Source organism: Pseudomonas sp. NFPP02 (assembly GCF_900119355.1).
Classification (GTDB): domain Bacteria; phylum Pseudomonadota; class Gammaproteobacteria; order Pseudomonadales; family Pseudomonadaceae; genus Aquipseudomonas; species Aquipseudomonas paracarnis.
In genome coordinates this window covers 43,099-67,500 of the sequence record NZ_FPJI01000009.1, presented here as the reverse complement: position 1 = coordinate 67,500, position 24,402 = coordinate 43,099, and the positions used below count along the sequence as shown (strand labels likewise).

The 24,402-nt window shown below is 60.6% G+C and carries 24 protein-coding genes; 11 read left to right on the top strand and 13 right to left on the bottom strand.

The features are described 5' to 3' along the window. Positions 1 to 197: 197 nt before the first annotated feature. The gene (locus BT204_RS16855) at positions 198 to 1,145 is read right to left on the bottom strand and encodes a LysR substrate-binding domain-containing protein (RefSeq protein ID WP_057976127.1); all 948 of its coding nucleotides are present in this window, start codon (positions 1,143 to 1,145) and stop codon (positions 198 to 200) included. 137 nt (positions 1,146 to 1,282) lie between these two features. On the opposite strand from BT204_RS16855, the gene BT204_RS16850 reads away from it, so the two are divergent. The 3 genes from BT204_RS16850 (at position 1,283) to BT204_RS16840 (ending at position 4,605) form a co-directional block, all read left to right on the top strand. After that, positions 1,283 to 2,659, top strand: a complete 1,377-nt coding sequence (locus tag BT204_RS16850) for an L-serine ammonia-lyase (protein WP_034128672.1) — start codon at positions 1,283 to 1,285, stop codon at positions 2,657 to 2,659. Positions 2,660 to 2,720: 61 nt separating this feature from the next. Continuing rightward, a complete protein-coding gene (locus BT204_RS16845) occupies positions 2,721 to 4,010 on the top strand; it encodes a serine/threonine transporter (protein WP_032893430.1) in 1,290 nt (429 codons plus the stop codon). Between the two features lie 277 nt (positions 4,011 to 4,287). After that, positions 4,288 to 4,605, top strand: coding sequence for a DUF3509 domain-containing protein (locus BT204_RS16840; RefSeq protein ID WP_034128674.1), 318 nt, complete (start codon positions 4,288 to 4,290; stop codon positions 4,603 to 4,605). Here BT204_RS16840 and BT204_RS16835 read toward each other — a convergent pair. Beyond that, positions 4,602 to 5,090, bottom strand: a complete 489-nt coding sequence (locus BT204_RS16835; protein ID WP_003188808.1) for a phosphate-starvation-inducible protein PsiE — start codon at positions 5,088 to 5,090, stop codon at positions 4,602 to 4,604. The two genes, BT204_RS16840 and BT204_RS16835, sit on opposite strands and share 4 nt — an antisense overlap. Before the next feature lie 410 nt (positions 5,091 to 5,500). On the opposite strand from BT204_RS16835, the gene BT204_RS16830 reads away from it, so the two are divergent. Then, positions 5,501 to 5,761, top strand: coding sequence for a YebG family protein (locus tag BT204_RS16830; protein WP_003188807.1), 261 nt, complete (start codon positions 5,501 to 5,503; stop codon positions 5,759 to 5,761). A gap of 55 nt (positions 5,762 to 5,816) precedes the next feature. Here BT204_RS16830 and BT204_RS16825 read toward each other — a convergent pair whose 3' ends face one another. Continuing rightward, positions 5,817 to 6,836: a Glu/Leu/Phe/Val dehydrogenase family protein gene (locus tag BT204_RS16825; RefSeq protein WP_014717048.1), complete on the bottom strand. Its 1,020-nt coding sequence runs from the start codon at positions 6,834 to 6,836 to the stop codon at positions 5,817 to 5,819. A 187-nt stretch (positions 6,837 to 7,023) separates the two neighbouring features. Here BT204_RS16825 and BT204_RS16820 point away from each other — a divergent pair, with 187 nt between their 5' ends. Beyond that, positions 7,024 to 7,827: a SirB1 family protein gene (locus tag BT204_RS16820; RefSeq protein WP_054921083.1), complete on the top strand. Its 804-nt coding sequence runs from the start codon at positions 7,024 to 7,026 to the stop codon at positions 7,825 to 7,827. A gap of 99 nt (positions 7,828 to 7,926) precedes the next feature. Here BT204_RS16820 and BT204_RS16815 read toward each other — a convergent pair whose 3' ends face one another. The 4 genes from BT204_RS16815 to hmgA all read right to left on the bottom strand — a co-directional run bounded on the left by BT204_RS16815 (position 7,927) and on the right by hmgA (position 12,612). Next, the gene (locus tag BT204_RS16815; RefSeq protein ID WP_072447555.1) at positions 7,927 to 9,243 is read right to left on the bottom strand and encodes an MFS transporter; all 1,317 of its coding nucleotides are present in this window, start codon (positions 9,241 to 9,243) and stop codon (positions 7,927 to 7,929) included. A gap of 147 nt (positions 9,244 to 9,390) precedes the next feature. Next, positions 9,391 to 10,026 (bottom strand): maleylacetoacetate isomerase, encoded by a 636-nt coding sequence (gene maiA, locus BT204_RS16810; protein ID WP_072447553.1) that lies wholly within the window; start codon positions 10,024 to 10,026, stop codon positions 9,391 to 9,393. Between the two features lie 12 nt (positions 10,027 to 10,038). Further along, the gene (gene fahA, locus BT204_RS16805) at positions 10,039 to 11,325 is read right to left on the bottom strand and encodes a fumarylacetoacetase (RefSeq protein WP_072447551.1); all 1,287 of its coding nucleotides are present in this window, start codon (positions 11,323 to 11,325) and stop codon (positions 10,039 to 10,041) included. A gap of 3 nt (positions 11,326 to 11,328) precedes the next feature. Beyond that, a complete protein-coding gene (hmgA, locus tag BT204_RS16800; RefSeq protein WP_072447549.1) occupies positions 11,329 to 12,612 on the bottom strand; it encodes a homogentisate 1,2-dioxygenase in 1,284 nt (427 codons plus the stop codon). Between the two features lie 120 nt (positions 12,613 to 12,732). On the opposite strand from hmgA, the gene BT204_RS16795 reads away from it, so the two are divergent. Then, positions 12,733 to 13,512, top strand: coding sequence for an IclR family transcriptional regulator (locus tag BT204_RS16795; RefSeq protein ID WP_054897733.1), 780 nt, complete (start codon positions 12,733 to 12,735; stop codon positions 13,510 to 13,512). Position 13,513: 1 nt separating this feature from the next. Here BT204_RS16795 and dacB read toward each other — a convergent pair whose 3' ends face one another. The 6 genes from dacB to BT204_RS16765 form a co-directional block, all read right to left on the bottom strand. After that, positions 13,514 to 14,971 carry a D-alanyl-D-alanine carboxypeptidase/D-alanyl-D-alanine endopeptidase gene (gene dacB / locus BT204_RS16790; RefSeq protein ID WP_072447547.1) on the bottom strand — a complete coding sequence of 486 codons (1,458 nt, stop codon included), beginning with the start codon at positions 14,969 to 14,971 and terminating at the stop codon, positions 13,514 to 13,516. Between the two features lie 169 nt (positions 14,972 to 15,140). Continuing rightward, complete coding sequence (locus BT204_RS16785) at positions 15,141 to 17,555, bottom strand: TonB-dependent siderophore receptor (RefSeq protein ID WP_057976143.1); 2,415 nt, start codon at positions 17,553 to 17,555, stop codon at positions 15,141 to 15,143. Positions 17,556 to 17,638: 83 nt separating this feature from the next. Beyond that, positions 17,639 to 17,944: a GIY-YIG nuclease family protein gene (locus tag BT204_RS16780; protein WP_034128684.1), complete on the bottom strand. Its 306-nt coding sequence runs from the start codon at positions 17,942 to 17,944 to the stop codon at positions 17,639 to 17,641. 37 nt (positions 17,945 to 17,981) lie between these two features. Continuing rightward, positions 17,982 to 18,452 (bottom strand): nuclear transport factor 2 family protein, encoded by a 471-nt coding sequence (locus BT204_RS16775; RefSeq protein ID WP_054897730.1) that lies wholly within the window; start codon positions 18,450 to 18,452, stop codon positions 17,982 to 17,984. Positions 18,453 to 18,874: 422 nt separating this feature from the next. Continuing rightward, positions 18,875 to 19,510 carry a response regulator gene (locus BT204_RS16770; RefSeq protein WP_034128686.1) on the bottom strand — a complete coding sequence of 212 codons (636 nt, stop codon included), beginning with the start codon at positions 19,508 to 19,510 and terminating at the stop codon, positions 18,875 to 18,877. 196 nt (positions 19,511 to 19,706) lie between these two features. Continuing rightward, positions 19,707 to 20,525: a response regulator gene (locus BT204_RS16765; RefSeq protein WP_034128687.1), complete on the bottom strand. Its 819-nt coding sequence runs from the start codon at positions 20,523 to 20,525 to the stop codon at positions 19,707 to 19,709. A gap of 270 nt (positions 20,526 to 20,795) precedes the next feature. Here BT204_RS16765 and BT204_RS16760 point away from each other — a divergent pair, with 270 nt between their 5' ends. The 5 genes from BT204_RS16760 to BT204_RS16740 all read left to right on the top strand — a co-directional run bounded on the left by BT204_RS16760 (position 20,796) and on the right by BT204_RS16740 (position 24,282). Next, complete coding sequence (locus BT204_RS16760) at positions 20,796 to 21,551, top strand: DUF1120 domain-containing protein (RefSeq protein WP_325168194.1); 756 nt, start codon at positions 20,796 to 20,798, stop codon at positions 21,549 to 21,551. Positions 21,552 to 21,585: 34 nt separating this feature from the next. Continuing rightward, positions 21,586 to 22,200 (top strand): DUF1120 domain-containing protein, encoded by a 615-nt coding sequence (locus BT204_RS16755; protein WP_054921065.1) that lies wholly within the window; start codon positions 21,586 to 21,588, stop codon positions 22,198 to 22,200. 12 nt (positions 22,201 to 22,212) lie between these two features. Further along, positions 22,213 to 22,836 (top strand): DUF1120 domain-containing protein, encoded by a 624-nt coding sequence (locus BT204_RS16750; protein ID WP_054921063.1) that lies wholly within the window; start codon positions 22,213 to 22,215, stop codon positions 22,834 to 22,836. 80 nt (positions 22,837 to 22,916) lie between these two features. Continuing rightward, positions 22,917 to 23,546 (top strand): DUF1120 domain-containing protein, encoded by a 630-nt coding sequence (locus BT204_RS16745; RefSeq protein ID WP_054921061.1) that lies wholly within the window; start codon positions 22,917 to 22,919, stop codon positions 23,544 to 23,546. 31 nt (positions 23,547 to 23,577) lie between these two features. Then, positions 23,578 to 24,282, top strand: a complete 705-nt coding sequence (locus tag BT204_RS16740; protein WP_034128691.1) for a fimbria/pilus chaperone family protein — start codon at positions 23,578 to 23,580, stop codon at positions 24,280 to 24,282. Positions 24,283 to 24,402: the final 120 nt, after the last annotated feature.

Below are 24,402 nucleotides of genomic sequence, written 5' to 3'. Positions count from 1 at the left end.
CAGCTAGCTCGCCAGAGGTCACAAACTGCAACACCGGGGTGGTGAAACCATGACCTCTTGATTACACAATTGAGCACCTGCTGAAACATTTCAACCCCTTTGCAAAGATAAATCCTACATTACAAATTAACCCTGACGACGAGCAAAAACGCTGGTAGGGTGGGGAGTTAGTTACAACTTCTTACTTTCTGTTTTCCTCACAATTGCCCCTCTCCCAACGGGTGCAAGCTGCGAAAAATCCTCGCCTCCTCCACCAGCCAGTCATGCACCGCACGCACGCCCGGATGGTTCAACGCGCCCGGCGCATACAGCAGCACGTAGCGTTTATGGTTGGGCACGGCCAGGCCGAACGGCACGATCAAGGTGCCGCGCTCCAGCTCATCGTTCAGCAAGGTGCGCCGCGCAATCGCCACGCCCATGCCGGCGATGGCGGCTTCGATAGTCAGATGATTGCGGTTGAAGGTGTGCCCGCGCCGTACGTCGGCACCGTGGTAGCCGATGGCATTGAGGTAAAACTCCCATTCGGCATATTCATAACTCCCACGCCAGGCCGTGATGTCGTGCAGCAGCGGGAAATGGGCCAGGTCCGCCGGGCCATGCAAGGGTGGGCGGCCACGCAACAGGCTGGGGGCGCACACCGGGAATATCTGTTCGTCCAACAGGGCTGTGGATAACAAGCCAGGGTAGCTGCCGTCGTTGAGGTCGATGGCCAGGTCGAAGTCGCCTTCATGCAGGGCGATGCTGCTGTCTTCGGCGACCATGCGCAGTTGAATGTCCGGAAAGCGCTGCTGAAAACGTGGCAGACGCGGGGTCAGCCACTTGCCCAGAAATGAGGGGATAGAACGCAGGCGCAAGGTGCCGCTGATCATCCCGGCGTCCAGGCGCTGCAGTTCGGCATCAATGCTGCCATAAGCCTCACCCACCACGGCCGCCAGGCGCTGCCCCTCGGCGCTGAGTTCAACGCCTCGCGCACGCCGATGAAACAGTCGAAAGCCCAGGCGCTCTTCTAGCTGGCGAATTTGTTGGCTCACCGCTCCCGGCGTGATGTGCAGTTCCTCGGCGCAGCGGGTGAACGATAGATGCCGCGCAGCGCAGGAAAACACATGCAGCCAGACATAGGTCTGGCCATGGAGGGGGCGAGTCATAGCGTTTAGTCCTGCTAAAGGGTGTCTTAGGATAATTCGTTGGTCAGTACTGATCCAGAGGCTCAGTATCGCGCCAATTCCGCCTGCTCTACAAAACATGGCAGCGATTTCTACTCCATTGCTTGTAAGGCTTTAGCATGGCTATCAGTGTTTTCGATCTATTCAAGGTGGGCATCGGCCCTTCCAGCTCCCACACCGTTGGCCCGATGCGCGCTGCCGCGACATTCGCCCAAGCCCTGACCGACCTGCATTTGCTCAGCCAAACCCGTCGCGTCGAAGTGCGCCTATATGGCTCGCTGTCCGCTACCGGCGTCGGCCATGCCACCGACCGCGCCTGTGTCATGGGCTTGATGGGTGAATGGCCAGATCGCGTCGACCCCACCTCGATCAATGCGCGTATCCAGCAACTGCGCGAGTCCGGCCAACTGCTGCTGGCGGGCTCTCAGGCAATTGCTTTCAACTGGCACACCGACTTGCTGCTGCTGGACGAAAGCCTGCCGTACCACCCCAACGCCATGTCCTTGCACGCCTATGGCGACAGCGGCCTGCTGAGCGAACAAACCTATTACTCGGTGGGCGGTGGTTTCATCATCGAAGCCGCCGAAGCTGCATCAGGCATTGCACCGACCAGCGACGTGCAATTGCCCTACGACTTTTCCAGCGCCGTAGAACTGCTGGCCTTGTGCAACAAGCACGGCCTGCGGGTATCCGAGCTGATGATGGCCAACGAACGGGCGTGGCGCAGCGATGAAGAGATCCGCAGCGGCCTGCTGCATATCTGGTCGGTGATGCGCGAGTGCGTGGAACAGGGCCTGCGCGATGAAGGCATCCTGCCCGGTGGCCTGGATGTGCCCCGTCGCGCCGCGAAGTTGCATCGCAACCTGTTGGAAATCGGTAAGCCCAACGTGATCACCTCGACCTTGTCGGCGATGGAATGGGTCAACCTGTTCGCCCTCGCCGTCAACGAAGAAAACGCCGCTGGCGGGCGCATGGTCACCGCCCCGACCAATGGCGCGGCCGGGATTATCCCGGCAGTGCTGCATTACTACATGAAATTCAACGCCGACGCGTCTGACGACGACGTGGTCAATTTCTTCCTGGCCGCCGCTGCCGTCGGCATCCTCTGCAAGAAAAACGCCTCCATCTCCGGCGCCGAAGTCGGCTGCCAGGGCGAAGTGGGCTCGGCCTGTGCCATGGCCGCCGCAGGCCTGGCCGATATCCTCGGCGCCACCCCGGAGCAACTGGAAAACGCCGCCGAAATCGGCCTGGAACACAACCTCGGCCTGACCTGCGACCCGGTCGGTGGCCTGGTGCAGGTGCCCTGCATCGAGCGCAATGCCATCGCGGCGGTCAAGGCGATCAACGCCACGCAGATGGCCCTGCGCGGCGACGGCAAACACTTCATATCCCTCGACCGGGTGATCCGCACCATGCGCGATACCGGCGCCGATATGCATGACAAATACAAAGAAACTTCACGGGGCGGCCTGGCGGTCAGCTGGGTGGAGTGCTGATCGGAGCACTGCTACCCGCCCCAACGTGAGCCCGCGCAAAAATAATAACGAGGCAATACCGATGACTGATGTACGTACACCTGCTGCCGAAAATCCCGATGTCAGAGAAAGCACAGTAACCACCGGCTGGACCAAACACGATACCACCTGGATGCTCGGCCTCTATGGCACCGCCATCGGCGCGGGCACCCTGTTCCTGCCGATCAATGCCGGCGTAGGCGGCTTCTGGCCGCTGATCGTGCTGGCATTGCTGGCATTTCCGATGACCTTCTTCGCCCACCGTGGGCTGACGCGCTTTGTGCTGTCGGGCAAATCCGGCGACATCACCGAAGTGGTCGAGGAACACTTTGGTGTCGGCGCCGGCAAGCTGATCACCCTGCTGTATTTCTTTGCGATCTTCCCGATCCTGCTGGTGTACAGCGTGGCGCTGACCAACACCCTGGGCAGTTTCATGGAGCACCAATTGCACATGGCGCCGCCGCCACGGGCGATTCTGTCGCTGGTGCTGATCCTCGGCCTGATGGCCATTGTGCGCTGTGGCCAGGGCGTGATCGTCAAGGCCATGAGCGTGCTGGTGTACCCCTTCGTTGCCGCCTTGCTGCTGCTGGCATTCAGCCTGATTCCCAACTGGAACGGCGCGTTCTTCGCCTCGGCCAGCGAAGGCATGCCGCTGCCGCTGTTCTTCAAAACGCTGTGGCTGGCGATCCCGGTGATGGTGTTCTCGTTCAACCATTCGCCGATCATCTCCGCCTTTGCCGTGGACCAGAAGCGCGTCTACGGCGCCCAGGCCGAGCGCAAAAGCAGCGGCATCCTGGCCACCGCCCACGGCATGATGGTGCTGACCGTGATGTTCTTCTGCTTTAGCTGCGTGCTGGCGCTGTCACCGGCTGACCTGGCCGCTGCCAAGGCGCAGAACATCTCGATCCTGTCGTACCTGGCCAACCACTTCCAGACGCCGGTGATTGCCTACGCCGCACCGTTGATCGCGCTGGTGGCGATTACCAAGTCCTTCCTGGGTCACTACATTGGTGCCAGCGAAGGCTTCCAGGGGCTGATCGTCAAATCCCTGCGTGGGCGCAACCGTTCGATGTCGTCCAAATGGCTGGAACGCTGCACCGCGTTGTTCATGGTGCTGACCTGCTGGGCCGTGGCCACCTTCAACCCGAGCATCCTGGGCATGATCGAAACCATGGGCGGGCCGATCATCGCGTGCCTGCTGTTCCTGATGCCGATGTACGCCATCCGCCGAGTGCCATCTTTGCGCCAGTATTCAGGCCAGGCATCGAATGTATTTGTGGTGGTGATCGGGCTGATTGCGCTGTCTGCGATCGTTTTTTCCGTGATGCCCTGAATTAGCTCACTGATCTCCAAAAACAGCACAAAAAATGTGGGAGCGGGCTTGCTCGCGATTGCGGTCCTTCAGCCAAGTACTTGTTGGCTGATACACCGCAATCGCGGGCAAGCCCGCTCCCACATTTGAATATCTATGTCGGGTAAATCGCTGTACGGCACGTCCTTTGCTGTAGAACTTTTGAGGAAAACGGAATTTGGCCAGTGGTCAGGCAATGCGAACTAATCCCGACACCGGCCGTCAATGACTGCATGTTCTTATCAGGCGGTAACGCACCATGGACAATCCTTTTCAGATCATCACCGACACGTTCAGCCCCCAATACCGCGTCAACCTGAGCATCCAAAGGCTGGACGGCAGCATCATGCTCACCCTGTCTGACGAGACTGGCGTGGTGGCCAAGCGCATGATCAGCGCCGAACAACGCAACGACCCGCAGCGCCTCAGGCGCCTTGTGCAAAGCATCCAGTTCGGCATCGCCATCGAACAGGGCCACAGCGCCGTGGAAATTCTGGAGCTGATGACGGACGGCGACAGCCACAAACTCCTGCAGCGACCGCCCGCCCGTACCCTGCCCTTCAGCGTCGGGCTTTAAAGCTCGCCCTTCTCGGTCTCCAGGCTCGCCTCGCCCTTGCGACGCGGGCTTTCGACCTTCACCGAAGGGAAGGCCGACGATGCGTAGCGCACCACCAGGATCGCAAACGCCAACAGCAAAATGCCGCCGCACAGGTAGATGATGCCCACGTCCGGCGGGTTGTGGTGCGACACGTTGGAGATCAGCAAACGCGTGAGCGCAGTGATCGCCACGTAGATCAGGAAGCGCACCGGCATGTGGTTGGTCTTGAAGTAAATCCCGACCATGGCACCCAATTCCAGGTAGATGAACAGCAGCAAGATGTCATCGATCTTGATATGGCCGTTCTCCAGCATCCCCAGAAATTCCATCACCGCCGCCCAGGCGGTCACCGCACCAATGGCGAACAGCGCCAGGTAATGGAACGACTCGACAAACAGATTACCCAGCGACTCGGCCAGCCCGTGTACTTGCTGACGCAGCCTTTCGGCCCAATTGATTTTCACGATGATGCTTCCTTAGGTCGGCTCGACCGGATAATGCGGGGTGGACGTGACGGTTGTTCTGCATGCAGAAAAAAGGCCAGGGCTGGGAAATAAGATGGTGGCCGTGTGACACGAGGCACTTAAATTACCCCCCGATCGTTCCCAAGCTCCGCGTGGGAACGCCGCCTGGGACGCACCGCGTCCCTCAGACCTGCTCGTGGGTGACGCGGAGCGTCACGGGATGCATCCCCACGCGGAGCGTGGGAACGATCGACCTCAGCGTGCCGTGCGAAATTTCCGGTTCAGCCCCCTATTTCCCAACTACATTAAAAACCTACTACCCAAACCCCGACGTTTGGCTTATCCTTTTCGCTGTATATAAATACAGTAGTCGCAAAAGACAACTATCGTGAAGGCATGTGAGGTGGTGAATGGCCGTCGAAGTGGTATACCGCAGCAGCCGAGATCTGGAGCGTTTGTTCATGGATAAAGCCGAAGCTGACCGTCATGACAAGATGCTTGAACTCGCTGAGTTGCTGGCAGAGGTGTTGCAAAAAGCCGTGCCGTCGTTGAGCGAGCAGCAGGTGGAGGAAGCCGGGATCTACATGGCGAAGAACCGCGATGTATTTGCCAAGGCGTTCAAGAGCCAACCGGACGCCTTGTCCGAGTTGCTGAACCCGGCGGCGGAGTAAAGCCCGAATTGAACGGGCCCTGAATCATGGATTCAGGGCCTTTTTAATGCCTGGCCTATTTGTACAGCAGGCGTTCGGCCAGTTCATCGGCCACCCGTGCGGGGGAGCGTTTTTCGGCTTGGGCATGGGCAAAGATTTCGGTCAGGCGGCTGCCGATGTTCGACAGGTGCGCGGTGATGCCTGGCAGGTCGGTGCCGGCGTGTTTGAGGGCGACGTAGATCAGCCCACCAGAGTTGATCACATAGTCCGGTGCGTAGAGGATGCCGCGGCCTTCCAATTGGTCGGCGATGTCCAGGTTGGTCAGTTGTGCGCTGGCGGCACCCGCCACGGCGGCGCAACGCAACTGGCCGACGCTGTTACGGTTGAATACGGCGCCGACGCCGCACGGTGCGAGGATGTCGCAGGGCGTGCTGAGCAAGGCGTCGTTGGCAATCGGGTGGGCGCCCAATTGCTCCATGGCCAGTTGCACCTTGCCGTGGTCGATGTCGCTGACCAGCAGCTCGGCACCCGCGGCGTGCAGTTGTTCGGCCAAGGCGTAACCGACGTTGCCCAGGCCTTGCACCGCCACGCGCAGGCCCTCGAGGTTGTCGCTGCCCAGGCGCGCCATGGCGGTGGTGCGGATACCGGCGAATACCCCCATGGCGGCATGGGGCGCAGGGTCGCCGGCGGCGGTGGTGCTCGTGACAAAGCGAGTGTTCTGGGCGATGCAGTCCATGTCGGCGACCGAGGTACCGCTGTCGATCGAGGTGATAAAGCGGCCATCGAGTTTTTCCACACAACGGCCAAACGCCTCGAACAGCGCCGCACGGCTTTCCACGTGCACGGGGCGGATGATCACCGCGGTGCCGCCGCCCACCGGCAGCCCGGCCAGTGCCGCTTTGTAGCTCATGCCTTGCGCCAGGCGCGCGGCATCGGCCACGGCGGTTTCATCATTAGGGTAAGCCAGGTAACGACAGCCACCCAACGCTGGGCCCAGGCGACTGTTGTGGATGGCGATGATCGCCTTCAAGCCGGTCACCGGATCAACGCTCAGGTGCAGCGATTCAAGGCGGGTGCTGTGCATGAGCGCAAACATCAATGAGCTCCCGAATCACTTCTGGTAGTGGGCCAAGTATAGGCTTGCGGCAGAAAACTGCTGGATTGCACTGGAATAAGCCGCGCGTTTTCGTGGGATCTACGACATAAGAGCGTGGGATATCTCTCAAGATGCTGGACGAAAATTCGCAGCAAGGCTAAAACGGGGGCATATGCCGGAGAACTCAATGAATCCCCGCACCGCCTTTTTCGCCTGCCTGGACCGTTCACCCCCCGCGCTGTTTGAGGCCGCGCTGTGGATTGCTGCCGAGCATGACGCCAGCGTGCAGCCCGCGTTGATACTGCACGACCTTGGTGCGCTACAACAACAGGTGAGCCTGGGCATGCCCTTGCTACCGGCGGATGAACTCGGCCAGCCGCTACTGCGGCGCATGAATGACCTGGGGTTTGCCCAGGATGACCACACGCCGTTGCGCCCCGCCGCCGCGCTGCTGGACAAAGTGCTGCAACGCAAACGCGGGCAACCCTTGGCCATGGGCCTGATCGCACTGGAGATGGCACGGCGCCTGGATATCCCCCTGGTCGGCGTGAACTTCCCTGGGCACTTCCTGCTGCGGGTACCGGGAGCCGACCACCTGTTGGACCCTTGCGGCGGCCGGCGCCTGTACCCCAACGACTGTCGCGAGTTGCTGGCGCGCCAGTACGGGGCGAAACTGAAATTGCAGGCCGACCACCTACTGACCGCCGAGCCACGGGCCATCCTGCAACGGCTGTCGCGCAACCTGCGCCAACTCTACCTTGCCAACGACGAGCCACTGGCCGCCCTGGTGGACGCCGAGCGCGTACTGGAACTGGGCAACGCCAGCGCCTCCGACTACCTGGCGCGGGCCAGCCTGTATCAACGCCTGGACTGCCCCAGCGCCGAACGCTTCGACCTGGAACACGCCCTGCTGCTCAGCGACGACCCGATTCAGCGCCTGCGCCTGACCGAGCGGCTGGGGCACCTGCCGCCCAACTCAGTGGTGCACTGACCCCTGTAGGAGCGAGCTTGCTCGCGAAGAACGTGAACGATAACGCAGGCATCCTGGTTTAACGCGCTGTCCTTGCGGCCTTCGCGAGCAAGCTCGCTCCTACAGTGAAGGCGCCCGCACCTGAATAATCAACAACGCTGCAATCACCGCCGGAATCGCGCAGAAGAAGAAAATCTGCTCGACCGGTATATGCATCGCCAGCAGCAGGCTGCCAAACAGCGGTCCCAGAATCGATCCGAATCGCCCCACACCCAACGCCCAACCCGTGCCGGTGGCGCGCACGTGCGCCGGGTAGAAGTTGCTCGCGAAGGCATTGAGGGTCAGTTGCCCGCCGATGATGCAGAACCCTGCTGCAAACACGCAGGCCACCAGGTAGCGTGGGTTGTCGTGGTTCAAGCCCAGCAGAATGGTGCACAGCGCTGCCGCCGCCAGCACGCCGGACAGCAACCGCACTTTGCTTTTCAGACGGTCGGCAAACCAGGCCATGAGGATGGCGCCCAAGGTGCCAGCGAACAGGAACATGGAGGTGACCAGGTTGGCTTCGTTCAATGCCAGGCCGCTTTCGAGCAATAGCGACGGCAACCAACTGATCATGAAGTACAGCAGGATCAGGCTGACAAAGAAAGTCGCCCAGATCAGCAGCGTCGGGCGCGCGTAGCCGTTGCGAAACAGCTCCACCACCGTCAGTTTGCTGCCCTGCTCCTGCAAGTTTTCAGCTTCGGTCGCCGGTGGCGGTTGCCAATCGGGCAGCATCCGCACCGTGACTTTGCGCAAACGCAGATACGGCGGCGCATCGCGCAACAGGCGTGGCAAGGATTCGGGCAACAGCCACACCAGGAACGGGAACAGCAGCAGCGGCGTCACACCACCCGCCAGGAACACCGCCTGCCAACCAAAACCATCGATAAACCCGGCCGCCACAAAGCCGCCTGCTGCGCCGCCGAACGAGAAGCCGCAGGCCGCCAGGGTCACCATCAAGGTGCGCATCCGCGGCGGCGAGTATTCAGACATCAATGCCATGGCACTGGGCATCGCACCGCCCATGCCAATGCCGCAGATAAACCGCGCCGCCATCAACGTGGTCAGGGAATTGGCGAACACCATCAGTACCGTGAGGCTGGCGTAGATCAGCACGCATGCCAGCAGGATACGTCGCACGCCGAACCGATCCGCCAGCGGTGTCACCAACAGCGAGCCCAGGGTGAGGCCCAGCAGGTTGGCGCTGAACACGGGGCCAAACGCGGACTTTTCCAGGCCCCAATCCTGGGCCAGCGCCGGCACTACATAGCCCAGCACCTGGGCGTCATAGCCATCGGTGACCAGTAACAGTGCCAGCAGCAGGAGAATCAACCATTGGTAGCGCGACACCGGACGGGCGTCGAGTGCCGCACGAAAGCTGGCAATCTGATTGTGCATCGCTAGGTACCTGTTTTTTTATGATTGTTCCCACGCTCTGCGTGGGCATACAGCCCTGGATGCTCCGCGTCCGTTTTTAGAGCCGTGACGCAGAGCGCCACATGAGGCGTTCCCACGCTGAGCGTAGGAACGATCATTACAGGGGGTTCAGGGGGTGTCAGGTTGATTGGCGGGGTGGGCCTGCATGAAGGCTGGATGTTGGGCCGCCAACGCCGCCACCCGCCCAATGCGTGGGTATGCCGCCAAGGGCACCTTGAAGCGCTCGGCCGCATACAACTGCGGGATCAGAAACGCATCGGCCAAGCCCGGCTGCTCGCCAAAGCAAAACCCTGTGTCGCCAATCAACTGCTCCACAGCGCCCAGGCCCTGGCTGATCCAGTGCCCGATCCACTCCAGCAATTGCGCCTCATCGTGCCCCCACTTGCGCAGCAAGTTCTGGGTGCTGGAGTTATGCAACGGGTGGATATCACAGGCGATGATCGACGCCACCGCCCGCTCATGAGCCCTGGCGAGCAAATCCCTGGAGAACATCGGCACCTGGGGATAACGCTCTTCCAGGTACTCGATGATCGCCTGTGACTGGATCAACAACGCCCCTTCATCAGTACGCAACGCCGGCACGCGCCCTTGGGGGTTGATCGCCAGGTATTCAGGCTGGCGGTTGGCGCCGCCTGCCGGCACCAGCAGGTTGACCGGCAGCGCGGTGAAATCCAGGCCTTTGAGGGCCAGGGCAATACGTACTCGATACGACGCGGTGGAACGGTAGTAAGTATAGAGTTCCATGGCCCTGCCCTCTCAGCGCGCCGCGACCACGGTACCGCGGCATTCGCCGAAGCCGATGGAGGCAAAGCCCTCGCGGCTGCAACGGGCACGCAGAATGATTTCGTCGCCGTCTTCAAGGAATTTACGTACCTCGCCGGAGGCCAATTCAATCGGCTTCTTGCCGCCTTCGGTAATTTCCAACAGGCTGCCGAACTGCCCCGGCTGCGGGCCAGACAACGTGCCCGAACCAAACAGGTCACCCGCCTGCAACTGGCAGCCATTGACGCTGTGGTGCGCCACCATTTGCGCCACGGTCCAGTACATATGCTCGGTGTTGCTCAGGGTCAGGCGATGGGCGGGCAGGTTTTGCTCACGCATCGAGGCCGTGGTGAGCAGCACTTCCAGTTCGATATCAAAAGCGCCCGCGTTCTGATCGCGCTTATCCAGCAGGTAAGGCAGCGGTTGCGGATCACCTTCAGGGCGCGGCGGCTGGGCTTTGCGGAAAGGCTCCAAGGCTTCGGCAGTCACCACCCACGGCGAGATGCTGGTGATAAAGCTTTTCGACAAGAACGGCCCCAGCGGCTGGTACTCCCAGGCCTGGATATCCCGCGCCGACCAGTCGTTGAGCAGGCAGAAACCGGCGATATGCTCGGCGGCATCACCAATGGCAATCGCATCGCCCATGGCATTGCCCTGGCCGATCCAGATGCCCAGCTCCAACTCATAGTCCAGGCGCGCGCATGGGCCAAAGGTCGGCTCGGACTGACCGGCTGGCAAGGTCTGGCCCTTAGGGCGTCGCACCTCTGTACCCGAGGGACGAATGGTCGAGGCACGGCCGTGGTAACCAATCGGCACGTACTTGTAGTTCGGCAACAGCGGGTTATCGGGGCGGAACAATTTGCCGACGTTTTGCGCGTGCTCGATGCCGACGTAGAAGTCGGTGTAGTCATTGATCTTGGCCGGCAGGTGCATCTGGCAATCGGCGGCACGGTGCAGCACTTGCGCCTCGCGGGTTTGCAGCTTGCTGCCTTCGGCCAGCAGTTCCAGCAGGCGCTGGCGCAGGGCAACGCGAGGCCCACGGCCCAGTTCGAAAAACGCGTTCAACTGCCCGCCCGCAGTGGCTTCGACGGCGCGCCGGGCGTCACCGTCAAACTCATCCAGCGCGGCGTGCAGGTCGAGGATCATGTCGCCAATCGCCACGCCACTGCGCGGGGCCGAGCCGTTGATACTGAACACGCCCAGGGGCAGGTTTTGCAGGGGGAAATCCGCGTGACCATTGGCCGAGGCCACCCAGCTGCGGGTCTGCGTTGGTTGAGTCATGGGTTATCTCCGGTTCGGGTTGAAGGTGGCGGGCAGCGAGGCCCAGCACGCGTCGTAAGCAGGTTGCAGTTGGGGGCACTCCAGGGCGAACTGGGTCGGACGCAGCACTTGGCTGGTCTCGAACATGAAGGCCATGGTGTTATCGATCTTGTGCGGCGCCAGGTCCACGTTGATGGCCTTGGTGCAAGTTTCGCCATCCGGGCCGTGGGCGCTCATACAACTGTGCAGCGACGCGCCGCCCGGCAGGAAGCCTTCGGCCTTGGCATCGTAGGCGCCCTGGATCAGGCCCATGTATTCGTTCATGAGGTTGCGATGGAACCACGGCGGCCGGAAGGTGTTCTCGGCCACCATCCAGCGCGGCGGGAAGATCACGAAGTCGAGGTTGGCCAGGCCGTGCACGCTGGTGGGCGAGGTCAGCACGGTGAAGATCGACGGATCCGGATGGTCAAAACTCACCGTGCCAATGGTGTTGAAGCGACGCAGGTCGTATTTGTACGGCACGTTATTACCGTGCCAGGCGACCACGTTGAGCGGTGAGTGATCCAGCTCGCAGGCCCACAGTTCGCCGAGGAATTTCTGTACCAGCGTGGTCGGTTGCTTGAGGTCTTCGTAACGGGCGACGGGCGTGAGGAAATCGCGCGGGTTAGCCAGGCCGTTGCTGCCAATCGGCCCCAGGTCAGGCAGGCGCAGCGGGGCGCCATGGTTTTCAGCGACGTAGCCGCGGGCTTGCGCGTCCAGCAGTTCGACACGGAACTTGAGGCCACGGGGCAGCACCACGATTTCCAGCGGCTCGACATCCAGCACGCCCAGTTCGGTGGCGATGCGCAAGCGGCCCTGCTCCGGCACGATCAGCAACTCGCCGTCGGCGTTGAAGAACACGCGCTCCATGGAACGATTGGCGCGGTAGTTATAAATGCTGATGCCCGAAGGTTTTTCCGACCCCGAGTTGGCAACCATGCCGACCAGTCCATCGATAAAGTCCGTGGGTTCACTCGGAATATCCAGCGGGTTCCAGCGCAGGCGGTTGGGCGTCACCGCCCCCAGCGGGCCACCGGACAATTGCCGCGCAAGTTTGACGAACGCCGGGTGATTGGCGGACGGCCGGATGCGGTACAGCCAGGTGCGCCGGGCTTCGCTACGCGCCATGGTGAAGGCAGTGCCGGAAAACAGTTCGGTGTAGAGCCCGTAGGGGGCTTTTTGCGGCGAGTTCTGGCCGACCGGCAGCGCGCCAGGCAAGGCTTCGCTGGCGAATTCGTTGCCGAAACCCGAAAGGTATTCGAGGTCCATGGATCTTCCTCTGTACAGAAGTTGTTTTTATCGTAATCCAGTTACGCATAACGTAATTTGATCACTGTCGACCGTCAAGCTATAAAGACGCCCATTCATCTCTCGGATTCTCGCCCTTCCATGGAAAAGCCCCGCGACACCGGTAAACAGAAAGTCCGCTCGGCGGAAGTCGGCACCGATATTCTCAAGGCCCTGGCCGAACTGTCCCCGGCCACCTCGCTGTCACGCCTGGCAGAGCATGTGCAGATGCCAGCGAGCAAGGTCCACCGCTATTTGCAGGCGCTGATCGCCTCGGGTTTTGCCGAACAGAACAGCGCCACCAACCATTACGGCCTGGGCCGCGAAGCGTTGCGCGTGGGGCTGGCGGCGCTGGGCAGCATGGATGTGTTGAAAGTCGGCGCCATGCCCTTGGCCGAACTGCGCGATGAGTTGAATGAAACCTGCTTTCTGGCGGTGTGGGGCAACCAGGGCGCGACCGTGGTGCAGATTGAGCCAGCCGTGCGCGCCGTCACCGTGGTGACGCAGTTGGGCTCAGTGCTGCCGCTGCTCAGCTCGTCCACCGGACTGGTGTTCAGCGCCTACTTGCCGTCGCGGGAAACCGTGGAGTTGCGCGAACGCGAGGTTCAAGCCGGCACCGCTCACACCTTGGCGGACGATCAAGCCTATGCCAGCGTGTGCGAGCAAATCCGCAGCCGCGGCCTGCATTTTGTACATGGCCTGCTGATGCCCGGCGTGGATGCGTTGTCGGCGCCGGTGTTCAATGCGGTCGGGCAAGTCGCGGCGGTGATGACCGTGGTCGGCCCAACCTCGCTGTTCCATGCCGATGAAGATGGCCCGGCGGCGCAGCATCTGCTGGCGGCGACCCGGGCCGTGAGTTGGCGGATGGGCTATCAGCCCTGAATCACTCGTCGCTGCGCGCCAGCGCCACGGCCACGCGATCCTCCAACGCCTTGACCTGCGCGCCGGCCACCACGTAGTTGTTGGTCAGCATCGAGAACACCAGCTTGCGCCCGCCGGCAGTGGTGATGTATCCACTCAATGACGACACGCCGCCCATGGAGCCGGTCTTGGCGTGCAGGTTGTTTTGCGCCTGCGTGTCGCGCAAGCGATAGCGCAGGCTGCCGCCGGTCATGCGGTCGGTGTTGCCGGCAATCGGCAGCGCGTTGTACCAGGCGTCGAACCACGGCTGTTTGCTGGCGGCCAGCAGCAGGTCGGTGAGGGTTTGCGACGACACCAGGTTGCGCCGCGACAGGCCTGAGCCGTCGACCTGACTGAATGTGGCGGTTTCCAGCCCCTGGCGCTTGAGGAACCCGGCCACCGCCAGAGCACCCGCCGCTGCCGTGCCGCTATTGGCCGTCTTGCGCCCCATGGCCTTGAGCAAGGCTTCAGACATATTGTTGTTCGAAAGCTTGAGCAGCGGTGTGATCAACGCCTGTAACGGCGCCGATTGGTGCTCGGCCAGCACCGTTACCGCCGCCGGGCTTGCCCCGCCCATCACCCGACGCCCCAGTACGGTAATGCCCTGTTGCGCCAGGGCCTGTTCAAACAGATTCGCGACCAGTTGCGTTGGCTCCCAGACGCTGACCAATTGCTGGCTCTGCTTTCCCGGCGCTACTGCGCCGCTGAGTTGCAACAGGTTAGTGCCGTGACGGCGATTGATTCCATAGCTGTTGCCCGGTCCGCTCATGGCATGGTTGCTCAGTTGCAGGTAATCAGTAGGCGGGAAAATATCGACACTCACCGGCGAGCCGTTCCGCAATGGCGCCTTGGCCGTAACCAGTACGCTGCCCGCATCAAAATCCGCATTGGGCGCCACGGTCAGCGCCGAAATCTGCGCGCCGTAGTAGGTGGTTTCATCGTCATGGGACCAATCCACCCCCAATCGCTCGGCATCGAACCAGGTGTCATCGAACACCAGATCACCCTGCACCTGGCGCACGCCTTGGCTGGCCAATTGCGCGGCCAGCGCCTGGTAGTCGGCAAACTGAATGCTCGGGTCGCCCAGGCCACGCAGGTAAAGATTGCCGGTCAGGCGGTCGCCCTGGCGTATGCCATTGCTCAGCAGTTGGGTGGCAAAGCGGTATTGCGGCCCCAGCACATCCATGGCCGCCGCCGTGGTCAACAGCTTGAGGTTGGACGCGGGCACCAACCGGCTGCGTGGGTTGTGCTGATACAGCGTGGTGCCCGTGCGGGCGTCACGTACCATCAGCGAGACCGTAGCACCTTGCAGCGCCGGATCGCTCAGCAGTTTATCCAGGGTTGCCGGAGTGGAAGTGTGGGAGACGCTGGCGCAGCCGCCCAGTAAAAAACTCAAACCGACCAGCAGGGTGCCGGTGCGTAGCCATTTTCCAAAGTACATCAGTAGCGTTTTCCATAAGCATGCAATGGCGGCAACGCTAACAGCTCGCTATCAATGTGGCGACCGCTTTCCTGTGGGAGCTGGCTTGCCTGCGATGCAGACAACTCGGTGTATCAGGCGAACCCAGTCGATGCCATCGCAGGCAAGCCAGCTCCCACAGATAAATGAATCAGAAGGTAAGCGTGCTGGACACCGACACCTGCCGCGCATCGCCCATGGACACAAACTGCGTATTCACCGAGGACGTGTAGTAGGTACGGTCGAACAGGTTTTTCACGTTGAGCTGGAACTTGACCTTTTGCCCCTCAAGCTTGGTGTCGTAGCTGGCGAACACATCAGCCACGGTGTAGCTGGGCAGCTCGAAACTGTTGGCCGCATCCCCTGCCCGCTCGCCGACGTAACGCGCCCCGGCGCCGACGCGCAGTTGATCACCACCCAGGATGCTGCCGAAGTCATACACCGCCGACAACGAGCCGGTGCTTTTTGCCACATTCTGCAGGCGATTGCCTTTGAGCTTAGGGTCTTCAGTGACCTCTGCATCGGTGTAGGCATAGCTGCCGATCAGGCTCCACCTATCCGTCAGCTGGCCGCTGGCATCCAACTCCAGACCACGGGAGCGCACTTTGCCGGCCACGCTGTACTCCGAGGTCAGGCCCTCGCCTACCTGCACCAACACGTTGCGTTTATCGATGGTGAACAACGCTGCGCTGGCGGTGATACGCCCCGGCAGGTCGAACTTGGTACCCAGCTCCCAGGCTTTGGATTCCTCCGGCTGCAAACTGCCATTCAACACGGTTTTATTGGCCAGTGGCGCGATGGTGGAGTTGGGTTTGAACGACTCGGTGTAGCTGCCGTAGAACGACAATTCGTCACTGTAGCGATACACCAACCCGGCCCGAGGCACCCACTTCTGGCCATTGCCGTCGGTGTTGGCGGTGAACGGCACGCCTTTGCCGGCGTATTGGTCGTACATCTGGTAGCGCGCACCGCCGACCAGAATCCATTGATCGTTGAGGTGGATAGCATCCTGGAAGAACAGCGAATCGCTGCGCAAGAGGTCGGTCTGGTTGCTGTCCGGCGCGCTCACCTTGGAACCGGCGACTTCGTTGCCGTACACCGGGTTGGTGTAATCAAAGGTGCCCCGCGGTGCCTGGCGGATCAGGTCGGCACGGTAGATCTTGCGGTACTCATCGTCCAGGCCGAACACCAGGTCGTGCTGCATACCCGCGACATCTACCTTGCCTTCGAGGCTGGCGGTGGCGAAGCGGTCGGTGGTCAGCGCGCCCTGGGTGCCGTCCATGCTGCGGGTCAGGGTGCCGTTGGTGTTGACCTTGACCACGCGCACCTGGCTGGCGTCGTAGGTCTCGCGGTTCCAGCTGTAACCGAAGTGGGCTTTCCAGTCGTCGTTGAGATCATGATCGACAGTCAGGCGGTACAGATCGGAGCGCCCTTCCATATTGTTGAACGGTTCATCCAGACGGCGGGTGGCGGGGATGTTCAACGGATGGTTGGTCTTGGGGTCGATGGCGGTGCCACGGTCGAACGGTGCGAGAAATTCGCGGTGCTCATAGGCCAGCAGCACTTGGGTGGTGTCGCCATACCAGCCCAGGGACGGCGCCACCAGGGTTTCGCGGTGGGTGCCGTAGTTGCGCCAGTAATCTTCGTCTTCATGGTCGACGATCAGGCGATAAGCCAGGCCGCTGTCACCCAGGGGCCCGGTGGTGTCGAGGTTACCGCCGCTGCCGTTCTTGCCGCTGCCGAAGGTCGAACCGCGTGCGGTCAGGGAAGTGGACTGCACCAGCTCAGGCTTTTTGCTGACGATATTGACTACACCGCCTGGGTCCTGGATGCCATACAACAGCGACGACGGGCCCTTGAGCACTTCGACGCGCTCGGCTGTCGCGTTCAAGGCACGGCCCTGCACCATTGGCATACCGTCCTTCATGATCGAGCCGTTACGGTTGTCGCCAAAGCCGCGCAACATCACCGCGTCCTGGGTGCTGCCGAGGGTGTTTGTCTGGGTGATACCGCTGATATTGCCCAGCGCGTCATCCAGGTTGCGCGGTTGCTGGTCGCGCAGCACTTGAGCAGGCACTACGTTGACGGTTTGTGGGGTTTCCAACAGCAACCCATGGGAGCGCATTACCGAGCTGGTCGGCGGCGGTTGGTAGCTGGTGCTGTCCTGGGTGAGGTTGGCGCCGCTGATGGTGGTAGCGCCGAGGTTGACCGCGCCGTCGGTTGGCACCGGCTCCAGCGCCAGGGTGCGGGCATCGATCTGGCGGAACGTGAAGCCGGATCGGCTCAGCAGGCGTTGCAGCGCCTGCTGAGCCGTCATCGGCCCGCTGACTGCCGGGGCATTGAGGCCGTAGGGCGCTTCATCGGTATAGATCACGCTGATGCCGGTGACCCGGCTGAATTCGCTCAGGGCCTGGGGCAGTGGTTTGGCTGCCAGGGCAAAATTGAACTGAGCGCTGTGCTGCTCCTGCGCACGCGCAACGCTCAAGGGCAGCAACGCCAGCCCCGACACCGCCAAGACCGAAGCTCCCAGCCACTGTTTTACCCAACCGCCCGCCGTCGACTTCATGCTCTGAGAACCCGTGTTGAAAACGCTGTTAATGCGAATAGATCGCAGTTTCAAGCACTACACGGATGGGGCGCAGGTTTACCTCACATGGGTTCGCAACTATTTTTGTGTATGCCGCTCTCGAGGCCACTCGCGGCCAGGCACTCCTTGGCACTCTTCTTCAATTTCTTGATCAAGCGCTCCTGACGCAGCGCCTCGCCCTTGCTCGCACATTGCTCGGTATAGACCAAGGCCACGGCAGGGCTGGACAGAAAAAACCGTGCGCCCTTGCCGCTTTGGTGCGAGGCAAACCGGCGCACGGGGTCATTGCTGATACCGCAGTACAGCGAGCCATTGGCGGCCCGCACCAGATAGACGAACCAGGGTTTGGGTTCAGAGGGATCAGTCACAAGTCGATGTCGGCAAACCAGAAGAGCGCCAAGCTTATCAACGCCCGGCCTGAAATGCCTTCAAGCCTTTGAGCGCCTGGGCACGTACCGCGTTTTTCAGCGCGGGCGACCAACCCAGCAACAGGCCCTTGAGGCCCAACGCCTGGCGCGACCAACGCCACAGGTCGAAGTGGTCGTGGTGTTCACAGATCTTGCCGTCACGGAACACGAACCGCGCACCGATATCGTTGACCACGGTATTGCCGGTGGCGCTGAACAAATACGTCGCCACCCAATGGGCACTGCCGGTGCTGTCATCGCTGCGCACATGGTCGAACGTCAGGGAAAAATCCTTGGCCCGCGTGGTAAGCATGCGCCACATATCACCGGCATCCCGCCCGCGCAGTTCGCCGAACGCCGGGTCGCTGAAGACCACATCGTCGGTGTAGCAAGCGGCCATGGCCTCGGCGTCAAGGCGCTGAAAGGCCTCATAGAAGCGGTGGATCAGAGCATCGTGGGCAGCACTCATGGGCAGGTTCCGCAGCAATTATTGTCAGGCCTGCACGATAATCCGCACAGGCCGCGAAGACCATGGGCATTCATGACAAAAATAGCGCTGCCGTCGATCTGGATCTCTTCAGCGGTCGGCAGTGCGGACTTGAACACTAGCCGCGCGGCCTTGACGGCTATCAATGCAGGCGCGTTGCAACTGACCTCCGTCAGGGTTGCATCACTTACGGTCGATCAACCAGCGGTTACGCGGGCACAAGCAAGTACATCGCACAATGGGTATTTCGTCTCAACTAATTTGACCGGGATTTTAAACAACCCTCAACTAATGCCAGCAGGCTCTAACAACAAGTTAGAGCACTTAGCGCACCAGCCCCATACAACTAATACGAATCCTGCACTTGGCCTTTAGTTAAACCACTGTCATAAAACTGCAACTTTCTAAGGCACCATTCCCGATGCACGCGCATAGGCGAACAGTTCAACATCGGTAGAGATACTCAGCCGCTGCATCGCTGTACTTTTCTGTTTGCTGATAGTGGAAATACTCCGGTGGACCTTGGCCGCGATCTGGCTGACAGTCATGCCGCTGGCCAACATACGCACCACCTCGCTCTCCTTGCCGGACAACTGCGGCTCATGGGACTGATTGCCTGTCCCCGCCTCCACCAGTTGCACCCGCAGGCATTCACTGGCGAAGGTCTGGCCGGCGCACACGGCTTTGATCGCCAGGGGCAACTCCTTGGCAGAGGCACTTTTGGCGACCACTGCCTTGGCACCATGGGCGAAGGAGGCACGCAGGGTGGCAACGTTGGCGAACATCGTCACCAGGATCACTGGCACGTTCGGGTACTGACGACGCAACAGGCTCAACAGGCTGTAGCCATCAGCTTGCTGACCGCCCGGCATGGCAAAATCGGTGACCAGCACATCACATGCCGTAGTACTCAATACCCCGAGCAATTGATCGGGACCGTCGGCTTCGCCGACCACCTTGCACTTGCCATTCGCCTCAATCACGACTCTCTGCCCGACTCGAACAATAGGGTGATCGTCAGCAATAATTACTCGAAGCATAGATACCTACGAATGGTGGCAACTTGAATCCGCGCAAAATACCTCTGTCAGCGCTCATCAACAACTACTAACAAAGACCCACTTGCAGCCGAAGCCAATGTTTAGTAGCGGCTATTTTTTGGACTACAACATAATAGGAAACCACCTACAGCAAAAACTAGACTTCCAAATAACTTAAACCCTCTGTAAACACCTTTCACAGAGTGGACAGATAATCCAGATAGGTGCGCAAGCGTGCCTGGAACGATGTCAACTCCGCCTGGTGCGCAGACACGCCATCGCGCTGAACCTGCTCGATCAACCTCACGGCACAGGACTCAAGCCCTGTTCCTCCTATAAATACCAGGCTACCCGTCAATCGATGCAGGCGTTCGGCGGTCAATGATGCGTTCAATGCGGCACAGGCACGGCCCAACAGGTCGTGATCTTGCCAAGCCTCGACCAGCAGATTTTCCAACAGTTGATTGACCACCTGTTCACTGCCAAACGTCGCGACCAGGCTCGCGCGGGCGGGCCACCCCATAACCTTCGCAACAGGCTCCGCACCGATAGGCATGTGATCGGCACCCGGGAGCCATCGCGCCAAAACGGCACTTAATTGTTCCAGGGTCAGAGGCTTGAGCAGCCAGGCATCCATGCCCGCGTCGCGGCAGCGCTGGGGGCTGTCGTTTTGCAGGTCGGCGGTCAACGCGATGATCGGCACTCGCCTCAAGCCGACGTGGTGCTCATATTGGCGAATGGCGCGGGCCATGCTGTAACCGTCCATGACGGGCATCTGGCAATCAGTGATCACCAGGTCAAAGGGCCGACGAGCATAAGCCACTCGCCCGAGATACCCGTCGGCGACCAGCTCATGGTCCAACCCGAGTTTTCGCAGCAAGCAACCCAGCAATAGACGGTGGGCTGAATGATCCTCCGCCACCAGGACATGCAACTGCCGCCAGTGAGGCGGGGGAGTAACAGGCGATCTCGATTTGCGGCTCGCGCCTGCGGTTGAACCTGACAGCGAACCCATCAGTACCTCTTCGTAGCTATTGATACGGCAGCAACCTTCGGCACTGGCGCAATAGCCATAGAGGCCTACTTAGGCAGCAACGATCGCCACATTCCTTTGAATGCTATCGACGAAAAACCAATAACCTTTTGAATGGCTTAAAGCCGATACAACAACTACGAAAAAACGCGAACTCACCCTATTCGATCCACCCTGCCAATGTCGTATTAGTTGTATTTCCCCCGCGCACGCTCCTCGCTAAATTGTGCCCCACCCCAAAAGAGGGACGGCTTGCCACTCCCCGGCAGCCGCAAAAAATATCGAGACCGTCGCACCGACAACCACCCGCCGACACCAGCGCGGGCGTTGCGTTGCACGCACCTCTATCTGCCAGCCTGCAATGGAAAAAACAGAAAAATGAAGAGCCCTGTAGCCCTATTGAGCAGTGTCCTGCTGCTCGCCATGAGTTCATCGGTATTCGCAGCCAGCAGCGTGGAACTGGCCGTCAAAGGGCTGATCACACCCAGCGCCTGTGCACCTAGCCTTTCAAGCGGCGGGATTGTCGACCACGGAAAAATTTCGGCCAAGGATTTGAGGCTGGATGGATGGACCGTGCTTAAAAGTCACAACCTGCAACTGGGCATCACGTGCGATGCGCCAACCCTGCTAGCCCTGAAGGGCATTGATAACGTTGGTGACGCCCACGATCCGAGGAACAGCTATGGCCTGGGCTTGGTCAGCGGAAAAAAATTAGGCAGTTTCTCCCTGACCTTAAGCAATCCAATCGCCGATGGCGCAGCGATCTCCATGATTGAGTCCTCGGATAACGGCCTCACCTGGCGGGCAAGTTTCCCAGGTGACATGTGGCCAGCCTCCTACCTCGCTTCGTTTGGCGACAACACCACCGGCAGGTGGGCACCCACCCCGGTCCAGCAGGTGTTGGCGGACCTCATGGTGGCAACCATCATCGCGCCGACAGCAGGAATGGATCTGACCGCAGAGGTTCCAATCAACGGGTCCGCCACGCTTGAAGTCAAATACCTATAACGCCTCTGCCCCATGCCCAAGGAGATTCACTGACATGAATGTTTTTGCATCCAGCCTGATAGGCGCCTTGCTCCTCAGCCCGACAGCATTCGCCGCCAGCAACACAGACTTGCTCGTGCGCGGCAGCATCACCCCCAGCGCTTGCTCACCAGTCATCGCCGGCGGCGGGACTGTGGACTTCGGCAAGGTGTCGGTCAAGGACCTCAACACCGACACCTACACCGATCTGCCCAGAGAAACCATGCTGTTGAGTGTGCGCTGCGACGGGCCGACGTACTTCACCCTCAACACCATCGACAACCGTTCAGGCACCGCCGCCAGCCACTTCAGCTGGCATGGGCTGGGCACCACACCCAGCGATGAAAAAGTCGGCGATGCCGGGCTGGGTCTCTATATGCCCGTGGCCGACGGCGTCTCCGTGCGCACCATCACCTCAAGGGATGGCGGCGTGACCTGGATGCCTTCGGTGATGCTCAGCCATACCTTGCTGACGGCGATCGCCCACAGCGACGACGTGATACCGATTGCAGTTCAGGAACTGGACGCCGAGATCCGCCTGATCACCCACATCGCACCTGCCAACAACCTGACGTTGACCGACGAAGTCCCTATCGACGGTCACGCCACCGTACAAGTCAATTACCTTTAAGGAGTCCCTACGATGAAAACCCGATTGACCACCCTGGCCGCCGGCGTATTGCTGCTCGGCTCGGCGACAACCTTCGCTGCATCGTCCGTTGACCTGACCGTCAAGGGGCTGATCGTGCCCAGCGCTTGCACACCCAGCTTGTCCGGTGGTGGCGTGGTCGACCACGGCAAGATTTCCGCCAAGGATCTGAATCTGGACGACGCAACATATCTGGATAAACGCACCCTGACGATGACGGTCAACTGTGACGCTCCGATTCAGTTTGCCCTGCACCCGATTGATAATCGGGCAAGTTCCAGCATGAGCAGCTCGTACTTTGGCCTGGGTTTTATCAACGATACCCAGAAACTGGGTTACTACTTCCTCACCTTGAGCAACCCGGTCGCCGATGATGGCGTTGTAGTGCAGACGATCGGTTCCACTGACCAGGGCCAGACCTGGTTCAAAGAGAAGTTCCTGGACCCAGGCCTGTACATGTCAGTTGCCTCAATGGAGGACCTTACCCTGCCCCTGGCGGTCAAGGACTTGAGCGTTGATGTGGGTGTAAGCACTGCAATTCACCGCGCCGACGGCCTGGACCTGAGCAACGAAGTGACCATCGACGGCTCCGCCACCCTTGAAGTGAAGTACCTCTGACCCATGGCGCCCCATGCCCTTACCCTTGAAGGGCATGGGCTTCGCCGTGGGCTGTGCTCACCCGTGCCAGTGATGAATCGATGACTATGTTCACCCGTTTCTTTACCGTGCTGTTGTTATCCCTGTGCGCTGCGGCCAAGGCCAGTGCGGGCAGCGCTGCCGAGCTTACGGTAACCGGTCGCGTGACACCGGATGCCTGCTATATCGAGCTGTCGGATGAAGGCTTTGTCGACCACGGAAAGATCCCCGCACACACCCTCCTTGTCGACGAATTCACCGTGCTGCCCAGCCGACAACTCGAACTGCAGGTGCAATGCGCCAGGCCCATGCTGTTTGCGCTGGTGGGTATCGACAATCGTGCGGAGTCTTCCCTGGCACCGGATTTTTTCTATGGGCTGGGCAGAAACATCCATGCACCGGACGAACGCCTCGGCTCCGTGGCGTTGTCGTACCGCAACCCAGTGGGGGACTCACAGGCCATGCAAGTCCTGGCCTCCACCAACAGCGGCGAAAGCTGGACGCCCGAGCCCAATGGCTATCCACGATCCTATATGGCATTTGCTCCGACGGGCGACCGTCAGCCCGACTTCATCAGCCAGTTGAGGGTCCAGCTTCAAGTGGACACCGCCATCAACTTTTCGCAGTACCTGACCCTGAATCAGGAAGTGCCCCTCGACGGCTCCATCGTTCTGGATTTGCGTTACCTCTGACCCACTCATTTCGCCTAATGGAAAACCCATCATGACGATGACATGCTCAAACACCGCGTTCGGCCTTATTGCCCTGCTGCTGATATTCGGCAACCAAGCAAAGGCTGACGGCATGGTCCCTGACACATCCGTGGTGATCGTCCACGAGGCCGATGGTGAAGCTTCCGTTTCGGTGACCAACTCCGACAGCCAGCTCTCGTTGTTGCATGTGACCTTGCAGGACATTCCGGAAGACACCGAACCCCTGCTGGTGGTGACGCCGCCGCTGTCTCGAGTCGAAGCGTCCAAATCCCAGTTGGTGCGCTTTATTCTGCAAAACCAAAAACCGTTGCTCACCCAGCGGCTCAAACGCGCCGTGTTCGAAGGCATGCCCCAGGGCCGCGCAGCCACTGCCGCCGGTCATGCCCGCGTGGGCGTGACCGTGCGCCAGAACCTGCCGGTGATTGTGCATCCCAAGGGCCTGGCACCCAATCGCAGCCCCTGGACCGGCCTGACATGGACCCTGCGCGACGGCCAATTGCAGGTGCGTAATGACACACCCTATGTGGTGCGCCTGGCCCAGGAGCTGCGGCTGTTGCCCGGCGACGGCAAGGCGATGCTGCCGCGCACCTACGTGCTGCCAGGTGAAGCCTTGAGCGTGCCTGCCAGCGGTGGCCAAGCCAAGACGGTGAGGCTACAACCGGCCACTGTGTACGGGTTTGCGGTCAAGGCCTACGACGCCCCCATCACCCTCTGACAGAAAACCACAGGCGTCGCCAAGACCGCCGCCTGGATAACGAAGTGACGGCTTATCGACCGTCACCAGAACGCCCAAAGCCCCGAACCCAATGAGGGCTGTGCGTTCACTAAGCGAGTA